Annotated in this window: 18 protein-coding genes and 1 pseudogene; 10 read left to right on the top strand and 9 right to left on the bottom strand. The window is 65.4% G+C overall.

Going from position 1 to position 25,357, the window contains the following annotated elements; translation table 11 throughout:
- Positions 1-59 precede the first annotated feature (59 nt).
- Positions 60-1,043: a helix-turn-helix domain-containing protein gene (locus ACVIHF_RS28075; RefSeq protein ID WP_309145013.1), complete on the bottom strand. Its 984-nt coding sequence runs from the start codon at positions 1,041-1,043 to the stop codon at positions 60-62.
- A gap of 747 nt (positions 1,044-1,790) precedes the next feature.
- Here ACVIHF_RS28075 and ACVIHF_RS28070 point away from each other — a divergent pair.
- From ACVIHF_RS28070 to ACVIHF_RS28055, 4 genes and pseudogenes are all read left to right on the top strand, one after another.
- Positions 1,791-3,665: pseudogene (locus ACVIHF_RS28070) on the top strand (PAS domain-containing protein); the annotation flags it as partial.
- Positions 3,662-4,312, top strand: coding sequence for a response regulator transcription factor (locus ACVIHF_RS28065; protein ID WP_253607038.1), 651 nt, complete (start codon positions 3,662-3,664; stop codon positions 4,310-4,312). The pseudogene ACVIHF_RS28070 and the gene ACVIHF_RS28065, both read left to right, overlap by 4 nt.
- Positions 4,305-4,685 carry a response regulator transcription factor gene (locus ACVIHF_RS28060; RefSeq protein WP_456792895.1) on the top strand — a complete coding sequence of 127 codons (381 nt, stop codon included), beginning with the start codon at positions 4,305-4,307 and terminating at the stop codon, positions 4,683-4,685. The genes ACVIHF_RS28065 and ACVIHF_RS28060 overlap by 8 nt, the downstream gene beginning before the upstream one ends.
- Positions 4,675-5,370 carry a response regulator transcription factor gene (locus ACVIHF_RS28055; RefSeq protein WP_253607040.1) on the top strand — a complete coding sequence of 232 codons (696 nt, stop codon included), beginning with the start codon at positions 4,675-4,677 and terminating at the stop codon, positions 5,368-5,370. Before ACVIHF_RS28060 ends, ACVIHF_RS28055 begins: the two co-directional genes overlap by 11 nt.
- 445 nt (positions 5,371-5,815) lie before the next feature.
- Here the strand turns inward: ACVIHF_RS28055 and ACVIHF_RS28050 are convergent, their stop codons facing one another.
- A complete protein-coding gene (locus ACVIHF_RS28050) occupies positions 5,816-6,460 on the bottom strand; it encodes a hypothetical protein (RefSeq protein ID WP_253607041.1) in 645 nt (214 codons plus the stop codon).
- A gap of 12 nt (positions 6,461-6,472) precedes the next feature.
- Between ACVIHF_RS28050 and ACVIHF_RS28045 the strand changes: the two genes are divergently transcribed.
- Both ACVIHF_RS28045 and ACVIHF_RS28040 read left to right on the top strand, forming a co-directional pair.
- Positions 6,473-7,759: an autotransporter assembly complex protein TamA gene (locus tag ACVIHF_RS28045; protein ID WP_456792893.1), complete on the top strand. Its 1,287-nt coding sequence runs from the start codon at positions 6,473-6,475 to the stop codon at positions 7,757-7,759.
- A complete protein-coding gene (locus ACVIHF_RS28040) occupies positions 7,759-12,108 on the top strand; it encodes a translocation/assembly module TamB domain-containing protein (protein ID WP_253607043.1) in 4,350 nt (1,449 codons plus the stop codon). Before ACVIHF_RS28045 ends, ACVIHF_RS28040 begins: the two co-directional genes overlap by 1 nt.
- 19 nt (positions 12,109-12,127) lie before the next feature.
- On the opposite strand, the gene ACVIHF_RS28035 is transcribed toward ACVIHF_RS28040, so the two are convergent.
- The gene (locus tag ACVIHF_RS28035) at positions 12,128-12,901 is read right to left on the bottom strand and encodes an SDR family oxidoreductase (RefSeq protein WP_253607044.1); all 774 of its coding nucleotides are present in this window, start codon (positions 12,899-12,901) and stop codon (positions 12,128-12,130) included.
- Between the two features lie 135 nt (positions 12,902-13,036).
- Here ACVIHF_RS28035 and ACVIHF_RS28030 point away from each other — a divergent pair, with 135 nt between their 5' ends.
- The 3 genes from ACVIHF_RS28030 (at position 13,037) to ACVIHF_RS28020 (ending at position 15,603) form a co-directional block, all read left to right on the top strand.
- The gene (locus tag ACVIHF_RS28030) at positions 13,037-13,945 is read left to right on the top strand and encodes a LysR family transcriptional regulator (protein ID WP_253607045.1); all 909 of its coding nucleotides are present in this window, start codon (positions 13,037-13,039) and stop codon (positions 13,943-13,945) included.
- A 63-nt stretch (positions 13,946-14,008) separates the two neighbouring features.
- Positions 14,009-14,632 (top strand): hypothetical protein, encoded by a 624-nt coding sequence (locus ACVIHF_RS28025; RefSeq protein WP_253607046.1) that lies wholly within the window; start codon positions 14,009-14,011, stop codon positions 14,630-14,632.
- A 197-nt stretch (positions 14,633-14,829) separates the two neighbouring features.
- Positions 14,830-15,603 (top strand): SDR family NAD(P)-dependent oxidoreductase, encoded by a 774-nt coding sequence (locus ACVIHF_RS28020; RefSeq protein WP_253607047.1) that lies wholly within the window; start codon positions 14,830-14,832, stop codon positions 15,601-15,603.
- A 119-nt stretch (positions 15,604-15,722) separates the two neighbouring features.
- Here ACVIHF_RS28020 and ACVIHF_RS28015 read toward each other — a convergent pair whose 3' ends face one another.
- The 6 genes from ACVIHF_RS28015 to ACVIHF_RS27990 form a co-directional block, all read right to left on the bottom strand.
- Positions 15,723-18,209, bottom strand: a complete 2,487-nt coding sequence (locus ACVIHF_RS28015) for a TonB-dependent receptor (protein ID WP_309145014.1) — start codon at positions 18,207-18,209, stop codon at positions 15,723-15,725.
- A gap of 325 nt (positions 18,210-18,534) precedes the next feature.
- Positions 18,535-19,209 carry an RraA family protein gene (locus ACVIHF_RS28010; protein WP_253607048.1) on the bottom strand — a complete coding sequence of 225 codons (675 nt, stop codon included), beginning with the start codon at positions 19,207-19,209 and terminating at the stop codon, positions 18,535-18,537.
- Between the two features lie 191 nt (positions 19,210-19,400).
- Positions 19,401-20,426: an amidohydrolase family protein gene (locus tag ACVIHF_RS28005; protein ID WP_253607049.1), complete on the bottom strand. Its 1,026-nt coding sequence runs from the start codon at positions 20,424-20,426 to the stop codon at positions 19,401-19,403.
- Between the two features lie 22 nt (positions 20,427-20,448).
- Positions 20,449-21,777 (bottom strand): MFS transporter, encoded by a 1,329-nt coding sequence (locus ACVIHF_RS28000; RefSeq protein ID WP_253607050.1) that lies wholly within the window; start codon positions 21,775-21,777, stop codon positions 20,449-20,451.
- A gap of 29 nt (positions 21,778-21,806) precedes the next feature.
- Positions 21,807-23,138 carry an MFS transporter gene (locus ACVIHF_RS27995; protein ID WP_253607051.1) on the bottom strand — a complete coding sequence of 444 codons (1,332 nt, stop codon included), beginning with the start codon at positions 23,136-23,138 and terminating at the stop codon, positions 21,807-21,809.
- Between the two features lie 48 nt (positions 23,139-23,186).
- Complete coding sequence (locus ACVIHF_RS27990; protein ID WP_456792892.1) at positions 23,187-24,173, bottom strand: NAD(P)-dependent oxidoreductase; 987 nt, start codon at positions 24,171-24,173, stop codon at positions 23,187-23,189.
- 186 nt (positions 24,174-24,359) lie between these two features.
- On the opposite strand from ACVIHF_RS27990, the gene ACVIHF_RS27985 reads away from it, so the two are divergent.
- Entirely contained in the window at positions 24,360-25,295 is a 936-nt protein-coding gene (locus ACVIHF_RS27985; RefSeq protein WP_253607053.1) for a LysR substrate-binding domain-containing protein, read from the top strand.
- The last annotated feature ends 62 nt before the right edge of the window (positions 25,296-25,357 follow it).

The following is a 25,357-nucleotide window of genomic DNA, read 5'->3' as shown; positions in this document are numbered from 1 at the left end:
TACGCCGTCAATTGCGCCGCTGCCCCAGAGCGATTGAGACCGTTGCAGCGCAATTGCTGCTAGCGCATGCGGCGCCGCCAATTGCTCGGCGTATCTCCGGTCAACCTCCTGAAGGCCGCGGCAAACGCGGTCTGGGAGGCGTAGCCCAGCGCGGCCGACACCGTGACGACGGACGCGTCGGTATCGCGCAGCATCTTCATGGCCTGCTCGAGTCGGTGCTGGCGCAGGAAAGCATGCGGCGAGAGCCCGGTGCTCTCCTTGAAGGCGCGGCAGAAGTGGAAGCGCGACAACCCCGCATCCGACGCCAGCGCGGCGAGCGAGACGTCCGCATCGCTGTCCGAGCGCAGGCGCTCGATGGCACGACGAAGCACCGCAGGCGACAGCCCGCCGACCGCCGGCGGCACATTGATGGTCGAGCCGGAATGCGCGACGAGCAGGCGGGTCGCCAACAGGTCCGTCAGCTGCTGCCTGAACAGGGTATCCAACGCGGTGTTGTTCTCCAGGAGGTCAGCCCCGCTGGTCAGCAATCGCGCCGTGATGGCGTCGGGATGTCCGATCCGTTCGGTCAGATCTGCCAGAGCACCCAGATCGGCTTCGCTTGCGATGCGCTCGAGCGTGGCGTGTGGAAGATAAAGCTGGATCAGATTCAAGAGTTGAGGCGAATCTGCGCGGCCCGCCGAACCGGCCGCAACGACATCCCACCGCGAGGTCGCGCCGGCGGGAATGACCGTCACCACCCCCGGCCGCGCGGTGCCGATCGCAACCGATTTTCCGCTCCGCCGCTCGAGCCGTTGAATGCCGGCGGGATAGGCCATGATGACGTGGTCGGCCATCGGCTTGACGATCTCATGCACGGGATCGTGTTGCCAGTAGGCAATCGAGCCGCCGGATGGCTCCAGAGCGAAGCGGACCGGCCTCGTCTTCAGCACGCGTGCCATTTCGGTATTGGCCGAGCGCTGGCCGGGAAGCGGCGGGCCATCCGGGCGGTCGTCGGGTGTCGCCGGCCGATCGTTCGGAAGATCATGCAGGACAGGCTTGTTCATGGATTTGCCTTCGCGCCGCTGACGGTGCCACTGATATCGAGCATGACGGCTTTCCCGGATCATGAGTGCGCGGCCGGCATGCCAGCTGGCCGCGATGCGGGAAAAAAGGCACGGTTTCCGAGACGGCGATACTGTGCCGCGGGATAGCCTCTGTTCGCCGGTCGTCAGGTCATCCCACGTCCTCCGCTGCGGCGATCCATCCGGCTGCGAACGGGACGCCGGCGTACATGGGTTTCCATGAGGTGCGGCCGGGACGTGGCGGGGTTACAATCGGGGCGTAAACCGCCCAGCTTGATCAACTCCGGCCCTCATTTGACCAATAGCGCCAAACACGACAGTGCCGATCTTGAGGCTGCTCCCAAGATTGACGCCAAGATTGACCGCAAGGCTGATCGCTCGCGGGCGAGGCAGCCCAGCACGATGCCAGCGTTGCCCCGCCAGCGCGCTTTCCTGGCGATCGCAGCCTGCCTCGCCGGCATTACCGCCAGCTGGCTCACGAAATCGCCCTTCGGCCTGCTGGCCGTGGTGGCTGCCCTATACCTCCATGTCGACCGACGGGCAGCCCTGCTCCTGCGGGTCGTGTGGGCCGTCGCGTTCGTCGGCGCGATTGCCGCGCATTTCCATGCGCACGACCCCCAGAGCGCCGCGCTATCGCTGGCGCTGTTTGCCATCCTCGCGCTTTGCATCGGCGAGATCGTCGCGATCCCGTCATCGGTAAAGCTGAGCGCCGATGCGGTGCAGGCCATGCGGATCATCGAGAGCATGCCGGCCTACACCTGGTCGGCGAGCCCGGATGGTCACATCACCCATGTGAGTGCGAGTACGCTGGCCTATCTCGGCGAGCTCGCCGACAAGACCGGGCTGTTTCACGTTCTGGACAATGCCGGCTGGCGGCGTGCCATCCATCCCGACGACTATGCGCAGGTGATGGAGATCCGCCGCCATTCCCTGAAGACCGGCATTCCGTTCGATGCAGAGTATCGGGTGCGCGGCTCGGACGGAACCTATCGCTGGTTTCGGTCGTTCGGTTCGCTGTCGCGCGATGAGCGGGGCGAACTGGCCGGCTGGTACGGCACGATGATCGATATCGAGGCGAAGAGGCAGGCGGAGGACGCGCTGCGCAAGAGCGAACGCCAGCTTCAGCAACTGATCGACGCGGTGCCCGCGCTGATCTGGAGCACGACGCCGGATGGAACGCCGACCTATGTCAACAAGCGGTTCAAGGTCGCAACCGGTGCTTCCCTCGAGGACATCACCGCGCCCGACGGATCGCCGTCGCTGAGTGTCGTTCACCCGGACGACAGGGCGGCCGCGATTGCGGCGATCACCCACTCGTTCAGGACGGGCGAGCCTTACGTCATGATCTATCGCCAGCTCCGCGCCGGGGGTGCCTACCACTGGACGGAGACCCGCGCCGAGCCGCTGCGCGACGATGCCGGCAATATCATCCAGTGGTACGGCGTGAGCGTCGATATCCACGACCTGGTGACGGCCCAGGAGGCGGTGAAGGAGAGCGAGCGATCGCTGCGCCAACTCGTCGAGACGCTGCCGGCCATGATCGATTGCGCCGCGCCGGATGGCGAGCCGATCTATCGCAGCCGTCAGCTCCGCGAGTTTCTTGGATACGATCTCGAGGAGCTCGACGGCAATGAGAAGGGGCGCCTCGAAGCGACGCTCGACGCCGGTGTCCATCCCGACGACCTTGACGGCGTCAAGCAGCGATACGCGCACTCATTGGCGTCGGGCGAGCCGTATGCCCGCAGGCACCGTCTGCGGCGTTTCGACGGCGAGTATCGCTGGGTCGAGACCCGCGCCGGCGCGATGCGCAACGCCGATGGCGCCATCGTGCAGTGGAATGTGATCTGTCTGGACATCGACGCCGAGGTGCGGGCGCAGGAAGAGTTACGGATGGCGCAGGCCGAGCTTGCCGGCGCAAGCCAGGCGGCGAGCCTTGCCGAGCTCTCGGCATCGATCGCGCACGAGGTGAACCAGCCGCTGGCCGCCGTCGTGGCCAATTCGCATGCCTGCCAGCGCTGGTTGACGGCGGACCCGCCAAACCTGGAGCGGGCGCGCAAGACGGTCGAGCGCATCATCCGCGACGCGAATGGCGCCGCCGATGTCGTGAGCCGCATCCGCGCCTTGTTCAGGCAATCGCTCGACAAGCGAAGCAGCGCGGAGTTGGGCAGCATCATCGCCGAGGTGCGCGAGCTGATGTCCGAAGAAGCCGTGCGGCGCCGCATCCGGCTCGATATCGATGTCGAATCCGCCATACCGCCCGTGACCGTCGATCGCGTTCAGATCCAGCAGGTTCTGAGCAACCTGATCCGCAACGGCATGGAGGCCATGGAGCGGGCCATCGACGACAGATCGATCCGGATCCGCCTCGATCGGATCGAGGATGCGGTTCGGGTGCGGATCAGCGACCGTGGCCCGGGCGTCGAATTCCCAGACCGGGTGTTTCAGCCGTTTTTCACGACGAAGGAGTCCGGGATGGGCATGGGCCTTGCGATCTGCCGCTCGATCGTCGAGTCGCATGGTGGGCATTTGTGGGCGGAAGAAAATGAGCCGCACGGCGCCAGCTTCATTTTCACATTGCCGATCGAGGCGAACAGGGCGACATGACGGCCGAGGAGCAGATTGTCTTAATCGTGGACGACGACGAGCGCACTCGCGAGGCGTTGAGCGAGCTGTTGGCCTCGCATGGCGTCGAGACCGCGACGTTCGCCTGCGCCGGGGCGTATATCGACGCCGGGAAGCCGGACGTGCCGGCCTGTCTGGTGCTCGACGTCGAGCTACCCGACATCAACGGGCTCGATCTGCAGCGGCAGATCGCGCAGGGCGATCATCCGCCGATCGTGTTCATCACCGGGCATGGCGATATCCCGTCGTCGGTTCGTGCCATCAAGCATGGTGCGCTGGATTTTCTGACCAAGCCGTTCAGCGATGACGACGTGATGGCCGCGATCCGGGCGGCGATCGACCAGGACCGGGTCAGGAGGGCGGATCGCGCCGAACTCTCCGGCTTGCGGCAGCGTTACCTCAGCCTGACGCCGCGTGAGCGTGACGTGCTGCCGCTCGTGGTCAGCGGCCTCATGAACAAGCAGGCGGCAGCGGAACTCGGCATCAGCGAGGTGACGCTTCAGATCCATCGAAGGAATGTGATGCAGAAAATGGCGGCGGCGTCGCTCGCCGACCTCGTGCGCAGCGCGGAGCGGCTGCAAATTCCCGTCACCCACTCCCGGCGCGGCGGAGGGACCGACCGTGAGTAAGAGGGTTGTCGCTGTTGTCGACGACGATCCGAGGCTGGTTGAATCGCTGGCGGAGCTGTTGGAGTCCGCAGGCTATCAGACATGCTGCTTCTCGTCGGCGCAGGCGCTGCTCGCTGCCGGCTTTGCCAATGTGGACGTGCTCATCACCGATGTCGGCATTCCCGGGGTTGATGGCTTCGAGCTTCGCAGGCGCGCCCTGAAGCAGCGGCCGGACCTGCCGGTGTTCCTGATCAGCGGTCGCCATGAGGTGGCGGATCAGAGCCGTGCCCAGGGATTGAGCGGATTCTTCCGCAAGCCGTTCGACGGCCAGGCGCTGCTCGCCGCGGTGGATGATGCCCTGCGTGACGGAAGGGAGGGGAAGCATGAGGATTGACGCGCCGCTGCAACGACGCCTGCCGTCAGCCCGGCCGCTGCCGGGCGATAATGCTGCGCAACCGGTCGTCCTGATCGTCGATGACGATGCGTCGGTGCGGGAGGCGTTGTCCGAATTGATCCTGTCGGTCGGCTTCCAGTCGATCGGCTTCGCTTCCACCAGGGAGTTGCTCGAGGCGGATGTCCTGCAACGCCCCGGCTGTCTCATCCTCGACGTGCGGATGCCGGGCGCCAGCGGTCTCGACCTGCAAGCCTATCTGGTCCAGAACGGCAATCCCAAGCCGATCATCTTCCTGACCGGACATGGCGACATTCCGATGACCGTGCAGGCGATGAAGGCCGGCGCCATCGACTTCCTCACCAAGCCAGTGCGGGACCAGGCGTTGCTCGACGCCGTGCTCGCCGGCATCACGATGGATGCGGCGCGCCGGCAGCAGGCCCTGGTCGTCAAGGGCTATCTCGAACGCGTCAGGATGCTGACACCGCGCGAGCGCGAGGTGCTGCACAGGGTTGCGCATGGCGGCGTCAACAAGCAGATCGCCTTCGAGCTCGGGATCAGCGAGGTGACCGTCAAGCTGCATCGTGCCAACGTCATGCGCAAGCTGCAGGCGTCTTCGATCGGTGACCTCATCCGGATCTGGGAGGCGCTGCCGAAAGCCGTGCGCGAGACCGCCGTCGAAGGATGATCCTGGCACTCTTCCGCAAGCTGAGCAGGAACTCGATCACGCGTTGGAACAACACGCGGCCCGATGACGCAGCTCTCGGTTGACCTGCCGACGGTTCGAGCATCAGGCCAAACGATGGCGCGACGCGCGTGGCGGATTGTTCGCAAAGCGCAGTTGCCGGAACCGATCGCAGCGAGCGTCGGAAATTTCGATAATTGGGACGAACGTCGAAGTTCCCCTACGTTTGCCCAACATTGTCCATCATGAGTCTATCAACTTCGCGTGTGGTGCCTGTTGAATGCGGAGACAGGGGATCGCCGGAACCTGAGGTGCAGAGACTCGGGTCGCGTCAACAGGCAGGCGGAGCGGAACAATCAAGCAAATCGTGGTGCAACGATGCCCGCCGCCTTTGCCGGGGCGGGCAAGGCGAAGGTATTTCATTGCTGCGGCGCGACGCGTTCTGCGTTCAGCGTGCGTCGCTGTCGTCGGTTGCTCGCTGTGCGAGCAGGCTCACGCGCTCGACTTCTTTGGTCTGTTCGGTTCCGACGATCCGCCGCCGGTCAGCGCCACGACGCTGTCCTATCGGTTGGAGATCGAAGCCAAGACGCCGGAGGGCAAGAACGATAGCGACGCCGAACAGGCATTGCGCGATGCCGCCGGCACCTATCGCCTTCGACAGGAACCGCCCCCGGACGGGGAAGGTCTCGCGCGCCGGCTGCAGGCAGATATCAATCCGCTGCTCGATGCCCTTTGGGGGCTTGGTCGCTACAACGCTCAGATCGATGTGACGATAGATGGAGTTCCAATCTCCCTCGACGAGATCGGGCTGGCCGCGGCGGCGCGTCGGGCCGACAGCTTTCGCAATCGGACCGTTGTGCCCGTCAAGGTCATCGCGCGACTTGGTCCGTTGTTCAAGCTGCGCGCCGTAGATGTAGACTATCCGCGCGACCAAGCGCCGCAGGGATTGCCGCGCCGCGCGTTTGCGCTGAAGTCCGGCGATCCCGCGATCTCTGCCGACCTGCGCGCCGCGCAGGTGAAGCTCGTCGACTGGTTCCGCAGCAACGGACATCCGCTCGCGAAGGTCGCCGACGTCAAGGCCACCGTCGATCATGGCGCCGCCGCGATGGACCTTCGGCTGCGGGTCGAAGCGGGCCCCAAGGCCGGCATCGGCGCCGTGACGATCTCGGGCGGAGACGTCGATCCGAGAGTGGTGGCCACGCACGTCTACCTGAGGGAAGGCGAGCCTTATTCGCCAGAGCGGCTCGCCTTGGCGAAAACCTCGATCGCAAAGATCCCGGCCATCGGGGGAATTCGCGTCCGCGAGGCGGACCAGCTCGATGAGAATGGCAATCTGCCGGTCTTCATCGATTTGACGGAAAGGCCCAGGCACGCGGTGGGCCTCTCGGCGAAATATTCCACCGTCGATGGTCCCGGCATTGCTGGCTACTACGAGGATCGGAACATATTCGGCGGCGGCGAGCGCCTGAGGCTCGAAGCGTCCGCCTCGCTTTTGCAACGGATCGACGGCACGTCCTTCACCGGCTTCAATAATCTGAGCGGCTCGGATTTCGGCGCACGCTTTACCGGCACCTTCATCAAGCCGGGCTTGTTCGGTACGGCCAACGATCTACTGATCGAGGCCACTGCGTTCCGCGAGCGTGTCGGCAACAACGACCTCGGCGGTTACACTGACGACACGGTGCGCGGCACATTCGGCGTGATCCATCGCCTTTCGGAGGCGGCTTCGCTGCAGGCCGGTCTCCAGGTCGAGCAATCGAAATCGCAGGACGTGCTGGGGCGGGTCGATGCGACATTGATCGGCTTCACGGCGACCGGCCGCTACGACACGACAGACAATCCGCTCGACCCCACGCGCGGTGTGCGCCTCTCGGCGACCGTCAATGCCTATCCGAAGCTGATGGGTTCCACGATCGATCTGTTCGAAGCGCGGGTTGCGGGCTCGGCCTATTATGCGCTCGACGAGCAGGCCGACTACGTGCTGGCGGGTCGGTTGGCCGCAGGCTCGCTTGCGGGCGCGCCGCTCGACCAGATTCCGGACGCACATCGCTTCTTCGCTGGCGGCGGCGGATCCGTACGCGGTTACGGCTTCAACACCATTTCGCCGATGATGTTCGGTCAAATCACCGGTGGTCGCAGCCTGATCGAGGGCTCCGCCGAGGTGCGGGTCAGGATCACTCCCACCATCGGCCTCGTGCCATTCTTCGACTTTGGCACCGCCTCCCGATCGTCCCTGCCAGGCTTCGACGACTATGTGGGCTACGGCGCGGGACTTGGCTTGCGCTATCTCACGCCGGTCGGCCCGATCCGCCTTGACGTTGCGACACCGCTGAACCCTCGCCCCGGCGACAGCCGTTACGCGATCTATGTCAGCATTGGGCAGGCCTTCTGATGCGCATCCGACGGCTGTTCATTATCGGTTCCGCCGTCGCGGCCTTGGGTCTCATCGCTGTCGCGGTGCTTGGTGTCGTTCTCTACCGAATGGTGGGCGGTAGCGGCGAGAACCAGCAGGATGTGCTAGCCAGTCTCGTCTCGCGGACGCTCTCGACGCCGGCGACCCAGGTCCATGTCGGCGCCGTCGATGGTGTGCTGTCCTCGGATGCAACGGTCCGCGACGTTAGCATCACCGACAAGGACGGTGTCTGGCTGACGCTCGACAAGGCGCGCCTCGTCTGGCGACGCAGCGCATTGTTGCTGGGGCGGCTGGAAATCGACCGTCTCGAGATCGGCACGCTTGAGATCAAGCGAAAGCCGCTTCCGTCCGATCAGCCTGCCGCCGAGTCCGATCAGCCGATCCTGCCTGACCTTCCGGTGAAGGTGCAGGTGAAGGCTTTCGACCTGCGGGCCCTGACGCTGGGACAGTCGATTCTGGGTGAAGCTTTGAGTGTCGCGGCGACCGGCAATACCGAGCTCGGCTCGCCCTCGGAAGGGCTCGTCTTCAACCTCGATGCCACCCGCAAGGATTTTCCGGGCCACTTCAAGGCCGCTCTCGCCTACGTTCCGCAGGGAAATGCGCTTACCCTCGACGTCACGCTCGACGAGCCAGCCCACGGACTCATGTCGAAGCTCGGCCATCTGCCGGGCGAGCCGCCCGTCACATTCGCACTGGGCGGCAAGGGCACGCTCGACAGCTTTCGCGGTGCCCTGAAGTTGCAGGCCGGCCCCACGATCGATGCGACCGGCACGATTGCGCTTGACCGAAACGGCGCGGCCCGAGTGCTCGCAACGCGCCTTGCCAGTCACCTCGAACCGTTGTTGCCGGCGATCGCCGCGCCGGTCTTCGCCGGCGAAACCCATCTCGACAGTACGACACATTTTGGTGACGACGGCAGCATCGCCCTGGACGGGCTGACGCTGACGAGCCGTCTCGCACGGCTCGACGCGAAAGGTTTGCTCGGAGCCGACAAGGTCGTGGATTTTGCGGCTTCGATCCGCTCCTTGCCAAGCAACGGCGACGTGACCGAGACTGACCAAGGCTCGATCCGCAGCCTCGTTTTCGACAGCCGCGTCAACGGCCCAATCAAGGCTCCCACAGCATCGGTCAAGCTCGCGCTGTCGGGTGCTCATCTGCCGGACGGAGACATCGAGACGCTTGATGCTTCGATCACGGCCGTTCCTCGTGCCGAGGCCGGCGATCCGGCAACGCGCATCATCCTTGACGCGAACCTGCGTGCTTCCGGCATCGCGCCACGCGACGCGAGTTTGGCGGCCGCGATCGGCAACACCGCGTCGCTCGTGCTCCACGGCGATACCGACCTGGGCGGCCGCGCCAGGATCGAGCGTCTCGAGATCGGCACATCAACGGTTCAGGCCACCTATACAGGCGATGTCAGCGCCGATCGCCTGAATGGCCGGGCAACCGGAACCGTGCCCGACCTCGGCGCCTTTGCCGACCTTGCCGGGTTGAAGCTCAAGGGCTCGGTGGCGTTCGGCCTCGATCTCGACACGGATTTACAGCGTGGCAGCTTCGATATCAGAATGTCAGGTGCCGGCGAGAAGCTTGCGACGGGACTTGCGGCGCTCGATGGGCTTGCGGGGGCGCGGCTCGCACTCGCAGCCGACATCTCTGCTGATGGTCGCGACACTTACACGGTCCGCGACGCGTCGATCGATGGTGCCCGTGTTGCGGTTCGCGCCAAAGGAACAGTGACGCGCGACTCGAGCGACCTGTCGGCGCGTGTGGACCTGCCGGATCTCTCGGCGGCCGATGCGCGCCTCACCGGTGCGGGAGCTGTCGACGTCGGCCTGACCGGCGGGCTCGCACATCCCGGGGTTTCGTTCGCGGCCTCGGTGGATCGCGCCACCGCGATGCGGCGTCCGATTCCGCATCTGGCGCTCGCCGCGACGGTCAACGACATCAACGGAGTCTGTGCTGTCGAGGTCAAGCTCGACGGCTCCGTCGACGGCAAGCCAGCGCGCGGGATTGTTCAGGTGAGCCGTCGATCGTCGGAGCCCGACGATCGCGCAGCTCCCGCCGCTGCCGGTTGGCACGCAAAGACCATCGACATCGCGATCGGATCGGTATCCCTGAAGGGGGCAGCAACGATCGACGCCCAGAGATTCGCCAGCGGGCAGATTCGCTTCGCAGCCGGGGCGCTCGCCGATCTCTCGCCGCTTGCCCTTACAGAGCTCGCCGGTTCGGCCTCACTCGACCTTGCCGCTTCGGCCGATGGCGGCCAACAGTCGATCCGGCTTGCCGGCAAGGGCGCGGGAATCCGTGCCGCGGGTGCGGCCGTCCGCAGTTTCGATCTGCGCGCCGATGGCGCCGATCTCTACAGCCATCCGGTGCTCAATGCTGATGCGCAGGTCAATGGTGCCGAGTTCGGCGGTCAGACAGTCTCAAACGTCACGCTGGCGGCCGCGGGCAATGCCGATGCGAGCACGATCGGCCTGTCCGCCAAGGCTGCCGGATTCGATCTCGATGCCGCGGGTGCACTGACCACCAGGGAGCGGGTGCGGTTCGATCTCAACCGCTTCACCGCGCGCCGTGGCGCCAAAGCGATTGCGCTGCAGGGCCCCGCGGGCTTCACGCTCGACGATGGCACGGTGTTGATCGAGCATCTGGCGCTCGGGATTGGACGTGGCCGCTTCACGGTGGACGGCAAAGCCGGTCAGGTGCTCGACCTTAAGGCCATGGCCAGCGCGATCCCGCTCGGCGAGGCCGATGTCGCGATACCCGGTCTGGGCCTGAGCGGGACCCTCGACGCGTCAGCGGCCATTGCGGGCTCCATGAGCGCGCCGACCGGCCAGTACAAGGTCGCGGTCAAGCAGCTCACCGCGCCGCAGACCAGAAGCGCCGGCCTGCCGCCGATCGACGTTGCCGCGGACGGACGGCTCGATGGCAGCCGCGCGAGCCTGAACACCACAATTGCCGCGGGAAGAGCCGGTGCGATCGCGGCGTCGGGCACGGTGCCGCTCGACGCCACGAGTCCGATCGCGCTGACCGCGAAGGGCCGCCTCGATGCCGCCATCGCCAATGCCGCGCTTTCCGCCTCCGGCCGTACCGTGTCCGGCAGCGTTACGCTCGATGCCCGTGTCGGCGGCACGCGTACCAGGCCACAGATCGGCGGTGTCGCCACCATGAGCGGAGGTACCTTCCGTGACAGCATGCTCGGTACGCGCCTCGATGCCGTCGAGGCGAAAATCACCGCCGAAGGAGAGCGCATCGTCGTGGAGCGCCTGACCGCGGTGACGCCCAACGGCGGTACGTTGTCCGGCTCCGGTGAGGTACGGGTCGCCCCGGATGCAGGTTTTCCAGGCACGGTCTTGATTCGCGGTCAGCAGGCGACGCTTGCCTCCAGCGCGCTGGCGACCGCGCAGGCCAATCTCGCTATCGACGTCACAGGCGCCCTGGCGCGCGATCCGCGGATCGTCGGTCGCGTCGACTTGACTCGCGTCAACGTCGATATTCCGGATCGCCTGCCGTCGACGCTGAAGCCGATCGACGGCATCAACCATGTGAACGCCTCGGGACAGGCCGCTGTACGGCTTGCAGCTGCGCGCAAGGCCGAAACGCCGAAAGGCAACAAGAAGCGTCCGGCGCTCTTCAACGCCGCGCTGGACGTGACAGTTTCGGCGCCGAACCACGTCTTCATCCATGGCCGCGGGGTAACCGCGGAACTCGGCGGCTCCGTTCATGTCGGCGGTACGAGCAACGCGCCGGTTCCGAAGGGAGCCTTCTCACTCTATCAGGGCAAGCTGGTGGTGCTCGGAAAGACGCTGACCTTCACCAAAGGCAATCTCTCCTTCAATGGTGATCTCGCGCCCGAGCTCGATTTCGCGGCAGAGATACAGGCCTCTGACATCACCGCGCAGGTCGGAATCTCGGGCCCGGCGGCCGCGCCGGTCTTCGCCTTCCATTCGCAGCCCGAGTTGCCGCAGGACGAGATCCTGTCGCGCATTCTCTTTCAGAAAGCTTCGGGCAGCCTGACGACCTCGCAGGCCGTGCAGCTCGCAGGGGCCGCGGCTCAGTTCGCAAGCGGTGGCGAGGGAACGGTGGACCGCATGCGCCGCTCGCTCGGGGTCGACAATCTGGATGTGGGCGCCGGAGCGGGCGGTCCGATGGTCGGCGCCTCGCGCGCGATCGGCGACAGGCTGAGCGTGGGCGTGCGGACGGGCGCGAGCGCCAGCCAGTCAGGAGTGTCGGCCAATGTCGACGTGACGCGCCATATCCGCGTCGAGTCGGATGTCGATGCGAAGGGCTCGACATCCGTCGGTGTCGGCACGCGATTCGAATGGTAAAGGCGACCGAGATCGCCCCTCACTTCGTGGTGTAGCCGCCGTTGACCAGGATGGTCTGGCCGGTCATCCACCAGCCGTCCGACACCAGCAGGCGGATCCACGGCACGATGTCCTTGATGTCGGTGAGCCCGTTCCTGGAGAAGCCCGACAGCGCCGCCGCCGATTTGTGGTAGGCGACCGCGTCCGCGCCTTCGGCCGGATAGAAGAACGGCGTGTCCATCGGACCCGGGCCGATCGCGGTGACCGAGATGCCGCGCGCGCCGAACTCCTTCGATGCCGCGCGGGTGAAATGCTCGACCGGCGCCTTGGTGCCGGCATAGGCCGCATAGAACGGCGTGTAGGCGCCGAGCAGCGACGTCACCAGCGTGCAGATCTTGCCGTTGTCGTTGACGTGGCGGCCGGCCTCCTTGAGGAAGAAGAACGCGGACTTGGCGTTGACCGCGCTCATCGCGTCATATTCGGCCTCCGAGATCTCGACCATCGGTTTCTTCAGCACCTTGCCGACGGTGTTGATCGCGATGTCGGGGCGGCCGATCGCGGCGACCGCGTCGGCGAACAGCTTCTCCATCGCGCCTACTGTTGTGAGATTGGCCTGGAAGGCGACCGCCTTGCTACCTGCGGCCTGCAGCGCCGCCACCGTCGCGTCGGCATCGGCCTTGGTGGCCGCGCTGTTGTAGTGGATCGCGATCGCCCTGGCGCCGTGGGCGGCGAGATCGCGCGCGATCAGGCCGCCGAGATTCTTGGCGCCGCCGGCGATGATGACGGTTTTGCCCTTGATGCTGTGGTCGGTCATGGCGTTCGCCTCTCCAGGTCTCGCGGCCGCGCCCTGCGGCCGCTTTCTGGAGACGACAATATCGTCTGGAATTTGCCGATAAAGCCATGCATCCTGATATCACTTGTCGGGAATGGCGAACAATCGGGGACGATTTTGGACCGCATCGACCTGTTCCGCATCTTCGCTCGCGTCGTCGAGTGCGCGAGTTTTACGCGGGCGGCCGATACGCTGGGCGTGCCGCGCTCGTCGGTCTCGTCAGCGGTCGCAGAACTGGAGCAGCGCGTCGGCGCGCGGCTGCTGCATCGCACGACGCGAAAGGTGTCGCCCACGCATGACGGCGCGGCGTTTTACGAACGAGCCTTGCGCGTCGTTGCCGATGTCGACGAGGCCGAGACCCTGTTTCGGCACGCCGCCGCCGAACCGTCCGGCAGGCTCAGGGTCGACGTGCCCGGGCGGATCGGCCGCCTGATCATCGCGCCGGCGTTGCCGGCTTTCCTTGATCGTTATCCGCAGATCAACATCGATCTCGGCGTCACCGATCGCGCTATCAACCTGATCGAGGATTCCGCCGATTGCGTCGTGCGCGTCGGCCCGCTCAGCGATTCCGGTCTGATCGCGCGGCCGCTCGGCAATCTGACGCTGATCAATGTCGCAAGCCCCGGATATCTCGCGTGCCACGGCACGCCGCGAACGCCCGACGATCTCGGCGCGCATTGGGCGGTCAACTACGCCTCGCCTTCCACCGGCCGCATCGAGGAATGGGAGTGGTGCGAGCAGGGCGCAACGCGCAGCATCGCGATGCGCGGCCGCGTCACCGTCAACAGCGCCGAGGCCTATATCGCCTGCTGCCTCGCCGGCCTCGGCCTGATCCAGATTCCCGCCTACGACGTGAAGCGGCACCTCGATGCCGGAGAGCTCGTCGAGCTGATGCCGCGGCACCGCGCCGCGCCGATGCCGATGACCTTGCTCTATCCGCACCGTCAGCATCTGTCGCGGCGGCTGCAGGTGTTTGCCGACTGGTTGACGGATTTGCTGAAGCAGAAGCTGCTCGCGGTGGAGTAGGGGCGCAGGCTGGCGTTCCCGGTCGTCGGGACGTATAATCTCGGTGCTCGTGACGGTAATCTGATGACCACTTTGGTAAGCAAACTCGGCCCCGCAATCGCAGTGTTGGCGCTGTGCCTGAGCGGCCAGCAGCAGGCCAATGCCCAAGCCGGCCCGGTGCGCTACTGGACGCCGGGCTCGCTGTTCGGCTTCGGCGGCAGTCTCGCCGACGGCCAGAAGGCAGATACCTACGGAAACTTTCCGAGCTTTGACGCCGCCGGCGCGCGAGGCGGCGATTTCTCGTATCTGAACGGCCGGCCCGACGGCTGGTTCGCCGGCAGCGAAGGCGGTCGCGTCGGCTGGAACGCGCTCGGCCAATCGGCGGCGTTCGGCTCGCTGGAATATCAGGGCGCGCAGTTCGGCTACAATTTCAGGGGTGTCGGTAATACGCCCGTGACCTTCTTCGCCGGCTTCGACACCCTGAAATACAATCCGCCCGGTGCCGGCGGGCCGCTGGCGCCGTTCAGCGGCAATCCCGGTGTCAACGCCGGCTATTCGGCGCGCGCGGGACTCGAGTTCCGGCCGACTTCGAATCTCAGCCTGTCCTTCGGCGCGAGCTTCACCCAGCAAGGGGCGGAGCGGATGGACAGCGACATTCATTCGCAGCTGCTGCCCGGCCAGTCTCCGGTCCTGTTCGGCGGGCGCTGAAGCGCGATGAGATTAGGCTGAATCGTTATCGCGCTTTAGCTCTTTGTTTGAGCATGATCTTTTCGGAAAACCGCTTCGCACTTTTCCGAATCATGCTTTAGCGCGTCAGCGCAAGACGGCAGCGCCGCGGTCCTGATTCAACCAAAACTTCAGAACCCAAGAAGGCTCGAAGTCACGGGCACAGTCAGGATCGAAACATGGACATGCAGGGCAAGATCGCACTCGTCACCGCCGCGGCATCCGGCGCGGGCCGCGCCGGGGCACGCATCCTCGCGCGCGAGGGCGCGGCGGTCGCGGTGGTCGACCAGAACGAGGCTGGCGCGAAGGCGGTGGTCGACGAGATCAAAAAGGGCGGCGGGCGCGCGCTGGCGCTGACCGGCGATCTGCGCGACGACGGCTTTGCGCGCGACATCGTCACGGCGACCGTGAAGGAATTTGGAGCGCTCGACTGCGTGTGGAATCACCTCGGCATTCCCGGTCCGTCCGTGATCGACGATCTGGAAGGCTGGGATCTCAGCGTCGATCTCAACTTGCGCTCGCAGCTGATCACCACCAACGCGGCGCTCGGCCAGATGACCGCACGGCGGCAGGGCAGCATCCTGTTCACTGCATCGACCTCGGGCCTGGTCGGCTCGCCGTGGAGTCCGACCTATTCGGCGGCCAAGGCCGGCGTGATCGGGCTGGCGCGCGCGCTCGCCAAGCGCCACGCCAAGGACGGCGTCCGCGTCAACGCGATCTGCCCCGGTGCGATCGACACGCCGATGCTGCGGGTGTTCGTCAACCGGCCGGACCAGCCGGGCCACAACGAGGCCGATCCAGAGGAGCTGATCAAGGCCGCGGTCACCCGCAATCCGATGGGCCGCGCCGCGCGTCCCGAGGAGATCGCGGAGGTCGCGGTGTTCCTGCTGTCGGACAAGGCGTCGTTCGTCACCGGCATCGCGATGCCGGTCGACGGCGGGACGGTGGCGTAGCGTCTTCCAGGAATTGCCCTAAAGCATGATCCGGAAAAGTGCGAAGCGGTTTTCCGAAAAGATCATGCTCAAACAAAGAGCTAAAGCGCGATGACGATTCAACCTAATCTCATCGCGCTTTAGAACTTCGCCCTGATGCCGGCATAGGCCGCGAGCGGCATGCCGGGCACGAAGGTGCGCGGATCGGTCAGCTGCGCCATCAGGTTGGGCGCAGCTCCGGCGCTGGCGAAGCCGCCGGTCTCGTAGAACGCGCCGCCGAGATAATAATGCTGGTTGAAGACGTTGTTGATCAGGCCGAACACCTCGATATTCGGCGTGATCTTGTAGGAGGTGTGCAGGTTCACGACCGCGTAGGCCGGGACCTTCTGGCTCTGGTTGGTGTCGTCGCCGATCAGCCATTGGCTGCCGACCACGTTGATGTCGGCGCCGACCTTCCATGCGTCGGTGGCGAGGTACTCGACACCTGCCTTGAAGCGGTGCGCCGGAATGCCCGGGATTTGGTCGCCCGGCTTGACGTTGATGAACCGGACGTCATCGTTGTTCGGGTCGGTCAGGGCGTTCGGGTTGTCGGGAGCCGGCAACGTGTTTGCGCTTCGATAGGTCGCGTCGATGAAGGTGTAGTTGGCATAGGCGTTCCAGCGATTGACGCGGTAGTCGAGCTTGGCTTCGATGCCCTGCCGCAGGGTCTGCCCCGCATTCTGGAAATAGCCGAAATTACCTGTGCCGATGGGGCTCTGCACCCGGATGATATCGTCGTCGGACAGAGTGTGGAACGCGCCGAGGCCCCAGCTCAGCATGCCGGTCCTGGCATCGTTGCCCCAGGTGCCGCGGAAGCCGGCCTCGATAGTGTGCGACACCACCTGCTTGAGCGGCGGATCGGACACCAGGAAGGAATCGATGACGCAGGGGCGGGCCGGATCGGAGCAGCCGAGCTCGAGCGGCGTCGGCGCGCGGTTGGCCTCTGAATAGCCGGCATAAACGGTGAGGTTCGGCGTGATCTTGTAGGTGCCGCCGATCACCGGGTTGAGGCGCTGGAATCGGTTGCTGCTGTTGAGCTGGTCATTTGTCCCGGTCTGGTCCTGCAGATCGATCTGGGCATAGTTGAATCGTCCACCAGCAGTGACCGAGAACCTGTTCGTCACGTCGAAGGTATCGGTGAGATATACGCCGGTGTAGGTGTTGGTTGCGCGCAGGTCGACCGGGGCGAGACCGGCATCGGGCTGGTTGATGAAGATGCCGGTGCCGGTCACGAACAGGTTGTTCGGATCGATGGTTCCGAGCTCGCTGGTCGCCGTGAATTTCGTGTTGCCGTGGTCGACACTGACGCCCATCACAACGTGGTTGTCGTGTCCGAACAGCTTGTCCGAGTTGGTCAGCTGGGCTGTGCCGCCGAAGCTGTTGGTCGCGGCCCGGTTGCGGTCGACTTCGCCAAGGAAGGCGTTGCCCAGCGTGTTCGGAACCGAGGGACCTCCCGCCGGACCGAAAATCGGCAGGTCGTCGCCGATGCACAAACTGTCTCCCGCGTCGCAGGCATGCACGTCGGTGCCGTTGCCGTCGACATGGGTCTGCCGGAAGCCGCGGAAATAGGCATTGCCCTGGAAGGACCAGGTATCCGAGAAATTATGGTTCAGCGTGGCGTTGACGAAGGCGAGCTGAAGCAGCGTCGTCTGCGGCCAGGTGTAGACGCTCGACCAGCGCTGATTAAGCATCTGCACCGGCGTCGCTGCGACGTTGCCGAGCAGGTTGCTGGCGCCGGTGAAATTGACATGAAATTCGGTGTCGTCGCTGCGTGCGCCAACGTCCACATACATGCGGTTGATGTGCGACGAATTGGCGTAGTCGCGCCAGCCGCGATCATACGCGGATTCGAACGCAGCGTAGGCGGAGATGTTGTCCCTCTGGCCGCCGGCCTGCACGCTGCCCTGCACGCGCCCGTAAGAGCCGCCGAACAGTTCAGCCTCGGAGCCCTGATAGGTGAAGCCGTTCTTCATCTGGATGCTCAGCGCGCCGCCGATCGCGTTGAGGCCGAACACCGGATTGTTGGGAAACAATGCGACGCTGTCGATGGCCTTTTCCGGGATGAAATCCCAGTTGACCACGTCGCCCCAGGATTCGTTGATGCGCACGCCGTTCTGATAGACCGCGATGCCCTGCGGCGTGCCCTGGACCGGCGAGGCGGTAAAGCCGCGGTAGTCGAGATTGCGCTGGAACGGATTGCCGGTCTGGTCGCCGAGCGTGACGCCGGGCAGCTTGCGGTTCACAGCATCGAGGAAGTTAGTCGAGTAGTTGTGGCTGAAATCCTGCGTCGTCATCACCGCGGTGTTGGACGGGACCTTGTCGCGATCAATCAGGGTGGAGTCGCGGTCGGAGGGGCTGGGTGCAGCGGTGCCGACATCGGGTCCCGCTGCCGGAGCAACAGGTCCGGTTCGGGTTCGCGCGGTTCGCGTGGTCCGAACCACCGGCCGTGCCGCCGGCCTTGCGCTGCGGGTGCCGGCCAGCGGTGTGGGCGCAATCACGTTGACGGGCGGCAGTTCGGTGGGGGCCGGATCGGCCGTCTGAGCATGCAGGACAGTCGATGGCAGTGCAGAGCCAATAACGGCCAGCACGGCCGCAGCGCCGTGCGTATAGACCGAAGAAGACAAAGACCGTGTTGCCGCACGCAACAACGCACCAGCCATGACGCCCACCCCTAAGCCGCGGTTCGGCTTGATCCCCAACGAACCTTGGCTCGGAGACTGCGGGAGCGGCGTGGCTTTGGCAAACAACATCAGTCCCGGAAGGCCGGGATTCTTTTCCAACTGTAATCGGGAAAAATTCCCGATTTTGATGGACGGGCACGTGAGCCCAATAGGGGCCGGATGATTCCGGCCGACTTGGCGCAAATTGCTGCCCAAAAGGTGGGCATCGCCGCCTTTTGGGACCGCCGATCGTCTAGTCCTTGAACTCGCAGCCGAGGCGCAGCAGGGCCTCGTCGACCCAGCGGCGGTCGCTGGTGCCGGCGAGGATTTGCTGGATGGCCTTTTCCTCGGTCGCCTTCTTGGCCTCGGTCAGCTTGCAGATCGCCTCGGCGTCGTCATAGGGCACGCAGAGCACGCCGTCGTCGTCGGCCACGACGAGATCGCCGGGCTCGACGATCATGCCGTCGATCGAGACGGCGCAGTTGATCTCGCCCGGGCCGTCCTTGTAGGGTCCGCGATGGGCGACGCCGGCGGCGAACACCGGGAATGATCCGGCGCGGATCGCGCCGGCATCGCGGATCGAGCCGTCGATCACGAAGCCCGCGACGCCCTTCTTCTCGGCCAGCGTCGACATGATCTCGCCGATGATGGCGTTGACCAGCACGCCGCCGGCATCGACCACGATGACGTCGCCGGGCTGGGCCAGGTCGATCGCCTTGTGGACCATCAGATTGTCGCCGGGCCGGGTCTTGACCGTCAGCGCCGGGCCGCCGAGCCAGCCGCCCGCGTGCATCGGCCGCAGCCGGTTGGTGCCCGCGATCCGTGACATCGAATCGCTGATATTGGCGACCGGCAGGGTGCGGTAGCGCGCGACGAGATCGGGCGACACTTTCCGCTTCGCCTTGTGAATAGCAAATCCTATGGCCATCGGTTTTCTCCGGTGTGTTGGGCGTGATTGTACGTTTGCAATCGGGACGACGGAAATATCTTGCTTGTAGGACCATCACCGTCATTGCGAGCGAAGCGAAGCAATCCATGCTTCCGCAGATGCGGAGCGATGGATTGCTTCGTCGCCGACGCTCCTCGCAATGACGGGGCCGTAAACATCGATCGCTTCGCTCAATGCGCGCGGCGGTCGAGATGGGCGTTGAGGCGAGGATAGACGCGGCGGGCATTGCCTTCAAAGATCTTGGCCTTGTCCGCCGCGCTCAGCGGCAGCGCGTCGATATAGCGCCGGGTGTCGTCGAAGTGATGACCGGTTTCAGGATCGATGCCGCGCACGGCGCCGACCATTTCCGACGCGAACAGGATGTTCTCGACGGGAATCACCCTGGTCAACAGCTCGATGCCGGGCAAGTGATAGACGCAGGTGTCGAAGAACACGTTCTTCAAGAGATGCTCCGACAGCGGCGGCAGCTTCATGTCCTGCGCCAGGCCGCGGTAGCGGCCCCAGTGATAGGGCACCGCGCCGCCGCCATGCGGGATGATGAACCGCAGGGTCGGGAAGCGCTTGAACAGGTCCGAGGTCAGGAACTGCATGAAGGCGGTGGTGTCGCCGTTGAGGTAATGCGCGCCGGTGCCGTGGAAGCAGGGATTGCAGGACGAGGAGACATGGACCATCGCCGGCACGTCGAGCTCGACCATCTTCTCATACAGCGGATACCACCATTCGTCGGTCAGCGGCGGATCGCACCAATAGCCGCCGGCGGGATCGGGGTTGAGATTGCAGCCGACGAAGCCGAGCTGCGTCACGCAGCGCTCCAGCTCCTCGATGCAGTTCGCGGGCTTGACGCCCGGGCTCTGCGGCAGCTGGCAGACGGGGACGAAGTTCTGCGGGAACAGCGTGCAGACCCGGTGCACGAGGTCGTTGCAGATCGTGGTCCATTCGCGGCTGGTCGCTTCCTTGCCGACGTGATGCGCCATGCCGGCCGCGCGCGGCGAGAAGATGGTGACGTCGGTGCCGCGCTCCCTTTGCAGGCGAAGCTGCGCGCCCTCGACGCTGGAGCGGATCTCGTCATCGGTGATGCCGAGATTGGTGGTGAGCGGCCGGCGCGACTTGTCGGCGAGGCCCGCGAGCTGCTTGTCGCGGAAGATCTGCAGCTTGGCCGGCTCGGTGGTGTAATGGCCGTGACAATCGATGATCATGGTTGCTTCCTTGGCAGGGGTGTCAGTGGGCGACGGATGACGGGATCGCGTCCGTCAATTCCGTCTCGCGCGGCTTGACGCGCATGGTGGCGGCGATGGCGGAGGCGACGAGCAGGAAGCCGGCGATCCCGACCAGCGCCCAGGAGAAGCTTCCGGTGGAGTCCTTGATCAGCCCGATGCACCACGGCCCGATCAGCCCGCCGAACTGCGCCAGCGTGTTGACCAGCGCGATCGAGGCGGCGCCGGCCGCGCCCGTCAGCAGCGAGGCATTGATGCTCCAGAACAGCGGGTTGCCGGCATTGAGGCTGAAGCCGACGATGCACAGGAACGCGAAGGCCAGCACCGGGCTCGCGACATAGGCGCTGCCGAGCATCGCGACCGCGGCCAGCAGATAGACCGCCGCGAGATGAAACTTGCGATCGCCGGTCTTGTCCGAGCTGCGACTGACCACGATGGTGCCGATGACGCCGAGCAGCGGCGGGATTGCCGAGAGGAAGCCGACCTGGATGTTGCTGAGATTGCCCATGCCCTTGATGATCTGCGGCAGCCACAGCAAGAGCCCGTAGATCCCGACCAGTGCGCAGCCGAACAGCGCCGCCAGCAGCCAGACCCGGATATCGAGCACGCATTCGATCAACCTGTGCTGCCCCTGTTGTTCAATCTCGGCCCGCTCGGCGGCGAGTTCGCCCTCCAGCCAGGCCGCCTGTTCCTTGGTGAGCCAGCTCGCCTTGGCCGGGCGGTCGGTGAGATAATAGAGCGTGAACAGGCCGAGCAGAATGGTCGGCACGCCCTCGGCAAGGAACATCCATTGCCAGCCGTGGAGACCGGCAGTGCCATCGAACCAGGTCATGATGCTGGTCGAGATCGGCCCGCCCAAAACCGCCGAGAACGAGCCGGCGATGATGTATCCCGCCACCGCGCGGGCGCGATAGCGCGCCGGGAACCAGTAGGTGAGGTAAAGCACCACGCCGGGCATGAAGCCGGCTTCCGCGACGCCGAGGCCGAACCGCATCACATAGAGGCTGAGCGGATCCCAGACGAAGGCGGTCAGCGCGGCGACGAGGCCCCAGGTGATCAGGATGCGCGCCAGCCAGATCCGGGCCCCGAGCCAGTGCAGCATCAGGTTGCTCGGCACCTCGAGCACCATGTAGCCGAGGAAGAAGATGCTGGCCGCGAAGCCGAAGATCGCGGGGCTGAGGCCGAGATCCTTGTTCATCGTCAGCCCGGCATAGCCGAGATTGATACGGTCGAGATAGTTGAAGAACATCATCACGAACAGGATCGGGATCAGCCGCCAATAAACGCGGTGGATGGTCTGCTGTTCGAGCTCGCTGACAGAAGATGCGGTCACTGAAATCCTCCCGTTCATTGCGATGGCGTTCATTGGGTCGCGACGCCATTTCGGATGTTGTTGGGCTGTCCGGTCTCTCGTTCGTGCGGCAGGCGTTCGGCCCCGTCCGGCGCGCCGCCCGCTGCCATTGTTCTGAGGTCGATGCCCTGCTGCTCGGGCAGCAGCAATGCCGCGCAGAAGGCGGCGGTGTAGCCGCAGATCGCGCAGATCGCCATTGCGTCGCCGAGATGCATTCGCGTCGAGAGAATGCCGACGGTCGCCGGCACGATCGAGCCGAGGCCGCGCCCTGCGCTCAGCGCAAAGCCGGCGCCGTTGGCGCGGATGCTGGTCGGAAACAGCTCGGCAAAGGTCGGCATCAGGCCGGAGGCGAGGCCGGCCTGCAGCGCGCCGAGGAAGAATCCGAGGATGATGGTGATGCCTTGGCCGATCGGCGCCTGGGTGTAGACGACGACGTTCAGTGCCTGGCAGACCAGGAACAGCATGAAACCCTTGCGGCGGCCGATGCGGTCGGCGATCAGGCCGAAGGCGATCGGTCCGACGAACGATCCGAAGATGTTGACTGCGAGATAGCCGGCGGTGTGCGTGACCGGCAGATGCAGCCCGGTTTGCAGATAGGTCGGCAGCCAGGTGATCATCACATAAGCCGCGCCGAGCGTGCCCGTGGTGAAGAAGGTCGCGACCAGCGTCTTGAACAGATGCTCGCCGGTGAAGATGGTCCAGAAGCTGTGCGTCGGCGAGGCGGCGCGCTGTGCCTTCTCCTCGACGAAGATCGTGGATTCCGGCACGAAGCGGCGGACGAAGAAGACCAGCAGCGCGGGGAGGATTCCGATCGCGAAGAACACGCGCCAGGCCATGTTCTGCGACAGCCAGCCGAAGATGACGGGAAACAGCGCCACCGACAGCGCATTGCCGACGGCGTATCCGCTCTGGATCGCGGCGGCGACGCGGCCGCGCATGCCGGCCGAAACCACTTCGGCGACCAGCACGGCACCGACCGCGGCCTCGCCGCCATAGCCCATGCCCTGGACGGCGCGTGCGACCAAGAGATACCAGAAGCCGTCGGCAAAGGCGGCGGCAAAGGTCGAGACCGCGACCAAGAGGATGGTGAATTGCAGCACGCGCACCCGGCCGAACCGGTCCGCGGCAATTCCGGCGACCCAGCCGCCCAGGGCGGTGCCGATCAACGAGCTGGAAGCCAGAATGCCGGCGTCAGGCCGCGACAGGCTCAGCGTTGCGATCAGCGCCGGCGTGACGAGCGCGTAGATCGTCGTGTCCATCGAATCGAGTGCAAGGCCGCCGAAGGCGGCGAAGAAGGTCTTGCGTTCGACGGCGGACAGCTTGGACAGCCACCCCAGATCCATGTTCGTTTCCTCTTGTTGCGGCCTCTTGCTGGGCCGTTTCTGCGAGATTTAAGGTGCGTCGAGTGCCGCCGGGTTCACCACATTCGCGCGATCGATGTCGCGTTGCGTGAGGACCGCGACAATGTTGCGCGCAGCCTCGACGCCGGTCCGCGTGATCGATGCGCCGGTTTGGGCTGCGATATGCGGCGTCACGATCAGGTTCGGTGCCTGCAGGATCGGCCTGTCCTTGGCCGGCGGCTCCTCCGCCAGCGTGTCGAGGCCGGCACCGGCGAGATGGCAGCTTCTCAGCGCCGCGCACAGCGCGTCCTCGTCGACCAGCGCGCCGCGCGCGGTGTTGATCAGGAGGGAGCCCGGCTTCATGGCGTTGAGCCGCCCGGCATCGATCATGCCGCGCGTCGCATCGGTCAGCGGTGCATGCAGGCTGACGATGTCGGAGACCGCGAGCAGCTCGGCGAGATCGGCGGCTTCGCGCGCCAGCGCCGGATCGACGCGGCCTCTGGTTCGGCCGAGCGCGACGACGCTCATGCCGAGCGCGGCCGCCGCGCGCGCGACGTGCCGGGCGATGCGGCCGAAGCCGACCAGGCCGATTGTGCGGCCGCGGATTTCGCGGCCGCGATAGGTGGCGCGGTCCCAGGCGCCGGAATGGGTTCGCGCGTTCAAGCTGACGACGTCGCGCCCGAGCGCGAGGATCAGCGCGATGGTGTGCTCGGCAACCGCAGGCGCATTCGCATCGCCCGCGACCATCACCAGCACGCGCCTGGCGGTTGCGGCATCGATATCGACGCTGTCGACGCCGGCGCCGTGCTTTGCGATCACGCGCAGGTGCGGATTGCCGGCGATGGTGGCGGCGGAGAACACCGGATTGCCGCGCATCAGGATCGCCTGCGTCGGCGCCCGCGCCATCTCGTGCGCGAGACGCTCGGGCGTGACGGCATCGCGCATCAGCACGACATCTGCACCGATCTCGCTGAGGACATTGACGGCAGCCGGCGCGAGGCTGTCGCCGGTGACGAGAACGCGAAACGGAACGGTCATCTTCTATCGTCCGCTGCGATATTGCATGGCTGACCCGCTGCGAGCGCCGCGCCGTCGTGCCTGAACCTGACGCATTTCGCGCGCTTCTCCCTTGGAGGACTGGTGATTTCGCGCGAAGATCGGGAAACGGCCCCGTGAGGTCAAATACCTTGTTGACCCCCGACTTATAGGGAATCGGAATAAGCGATGGATTACAGGCAGCTTCGTTACTTCATCGCGGTAGCCGAAGAGCTCAGCTTCAGCCGCGCCGCCAAACGCTTGCATGTCAGCCAGCCGCCGCTGAGCACGCAGATCAAGGCGATGGAGGAAGAACTCGGCACGCGCCTGTTGGCGCGCACGCGGCGCGCGGTGGAACTGACGCAGGCCGGGCAGTTGCTGCTGGAACATGCGCGGCGTGCGGTCAGCGAGCTTGATCTGGCGTCGGAGACGGTGCGCCGTGCGGCGCGCGGCGAGGCCGGGATGATCCGGGTCGGCTTCACCGGCTCGGTCCCGATGCTCGACATGTTCGCCGAGCTGTTCCGCAGCTTTCGCGCCAGCTATCCGCGGGTGAAGATCGAGCTCCGGCACATGTCGACGGCAACGCAGCTGCGCGCGCTTGCCGACGCCGAACTCGATGTCGCGATCATGCGCCCGCCGCTCGATTTCAGGCCGGCGGCCGATCTGCAGGTCCATCTGGTGTGGCGCGACCGGCTGATGGTGTTCCTGCCGCTGGATCATCCGCTGGCCGGCGCGAAGGGCGCGCTCGAGATGGCCAACCTTGCCGAGCATGAATTCGTCGGTATGGCCGAGAGCGGCTGCGGTGTCGGCGATCAGGCCGCGATGCTGTGCCGGCGGGCGGGCTTTGCCCCGCGTGTGGTGCAGGAGGCGCATGAATTGCGCACCGTGCTCAGCCTGGTCGCGGCCGGGATCGGGCTTTCGATCCTGCCGTCCTGCTACCAGCAGGCCGGCGTGATGAATGTGGTGGCGAAGCCGCTGGACACGCCGGATGCGGAGAGCCGCATGCTGGTGGCGATGCGCTCCAACGCTTCGCTGCTGCCGCGCCGGTTCGTCGAATGCGCGCTGCAGGCGGCGTCGCGCAGCGCACCGCCGCTCGTCCCCGAGGTCGCAGCAATGAGTCGTTGATCGTGCTTCACGCCCTATACTTTCGTCGACCGTAGTCTTCCGGCATCCCGTCTGGCCCTGCT

It is taken from the genome of Bradyrhizobium sp. USDA 4506, assembly GCF_054058795.1.
The sequence above is the reverse complement of the archived record's forward strand: the minus strand, read 5'-3'. Positions and strand labels throughout refer to the sequence as shown.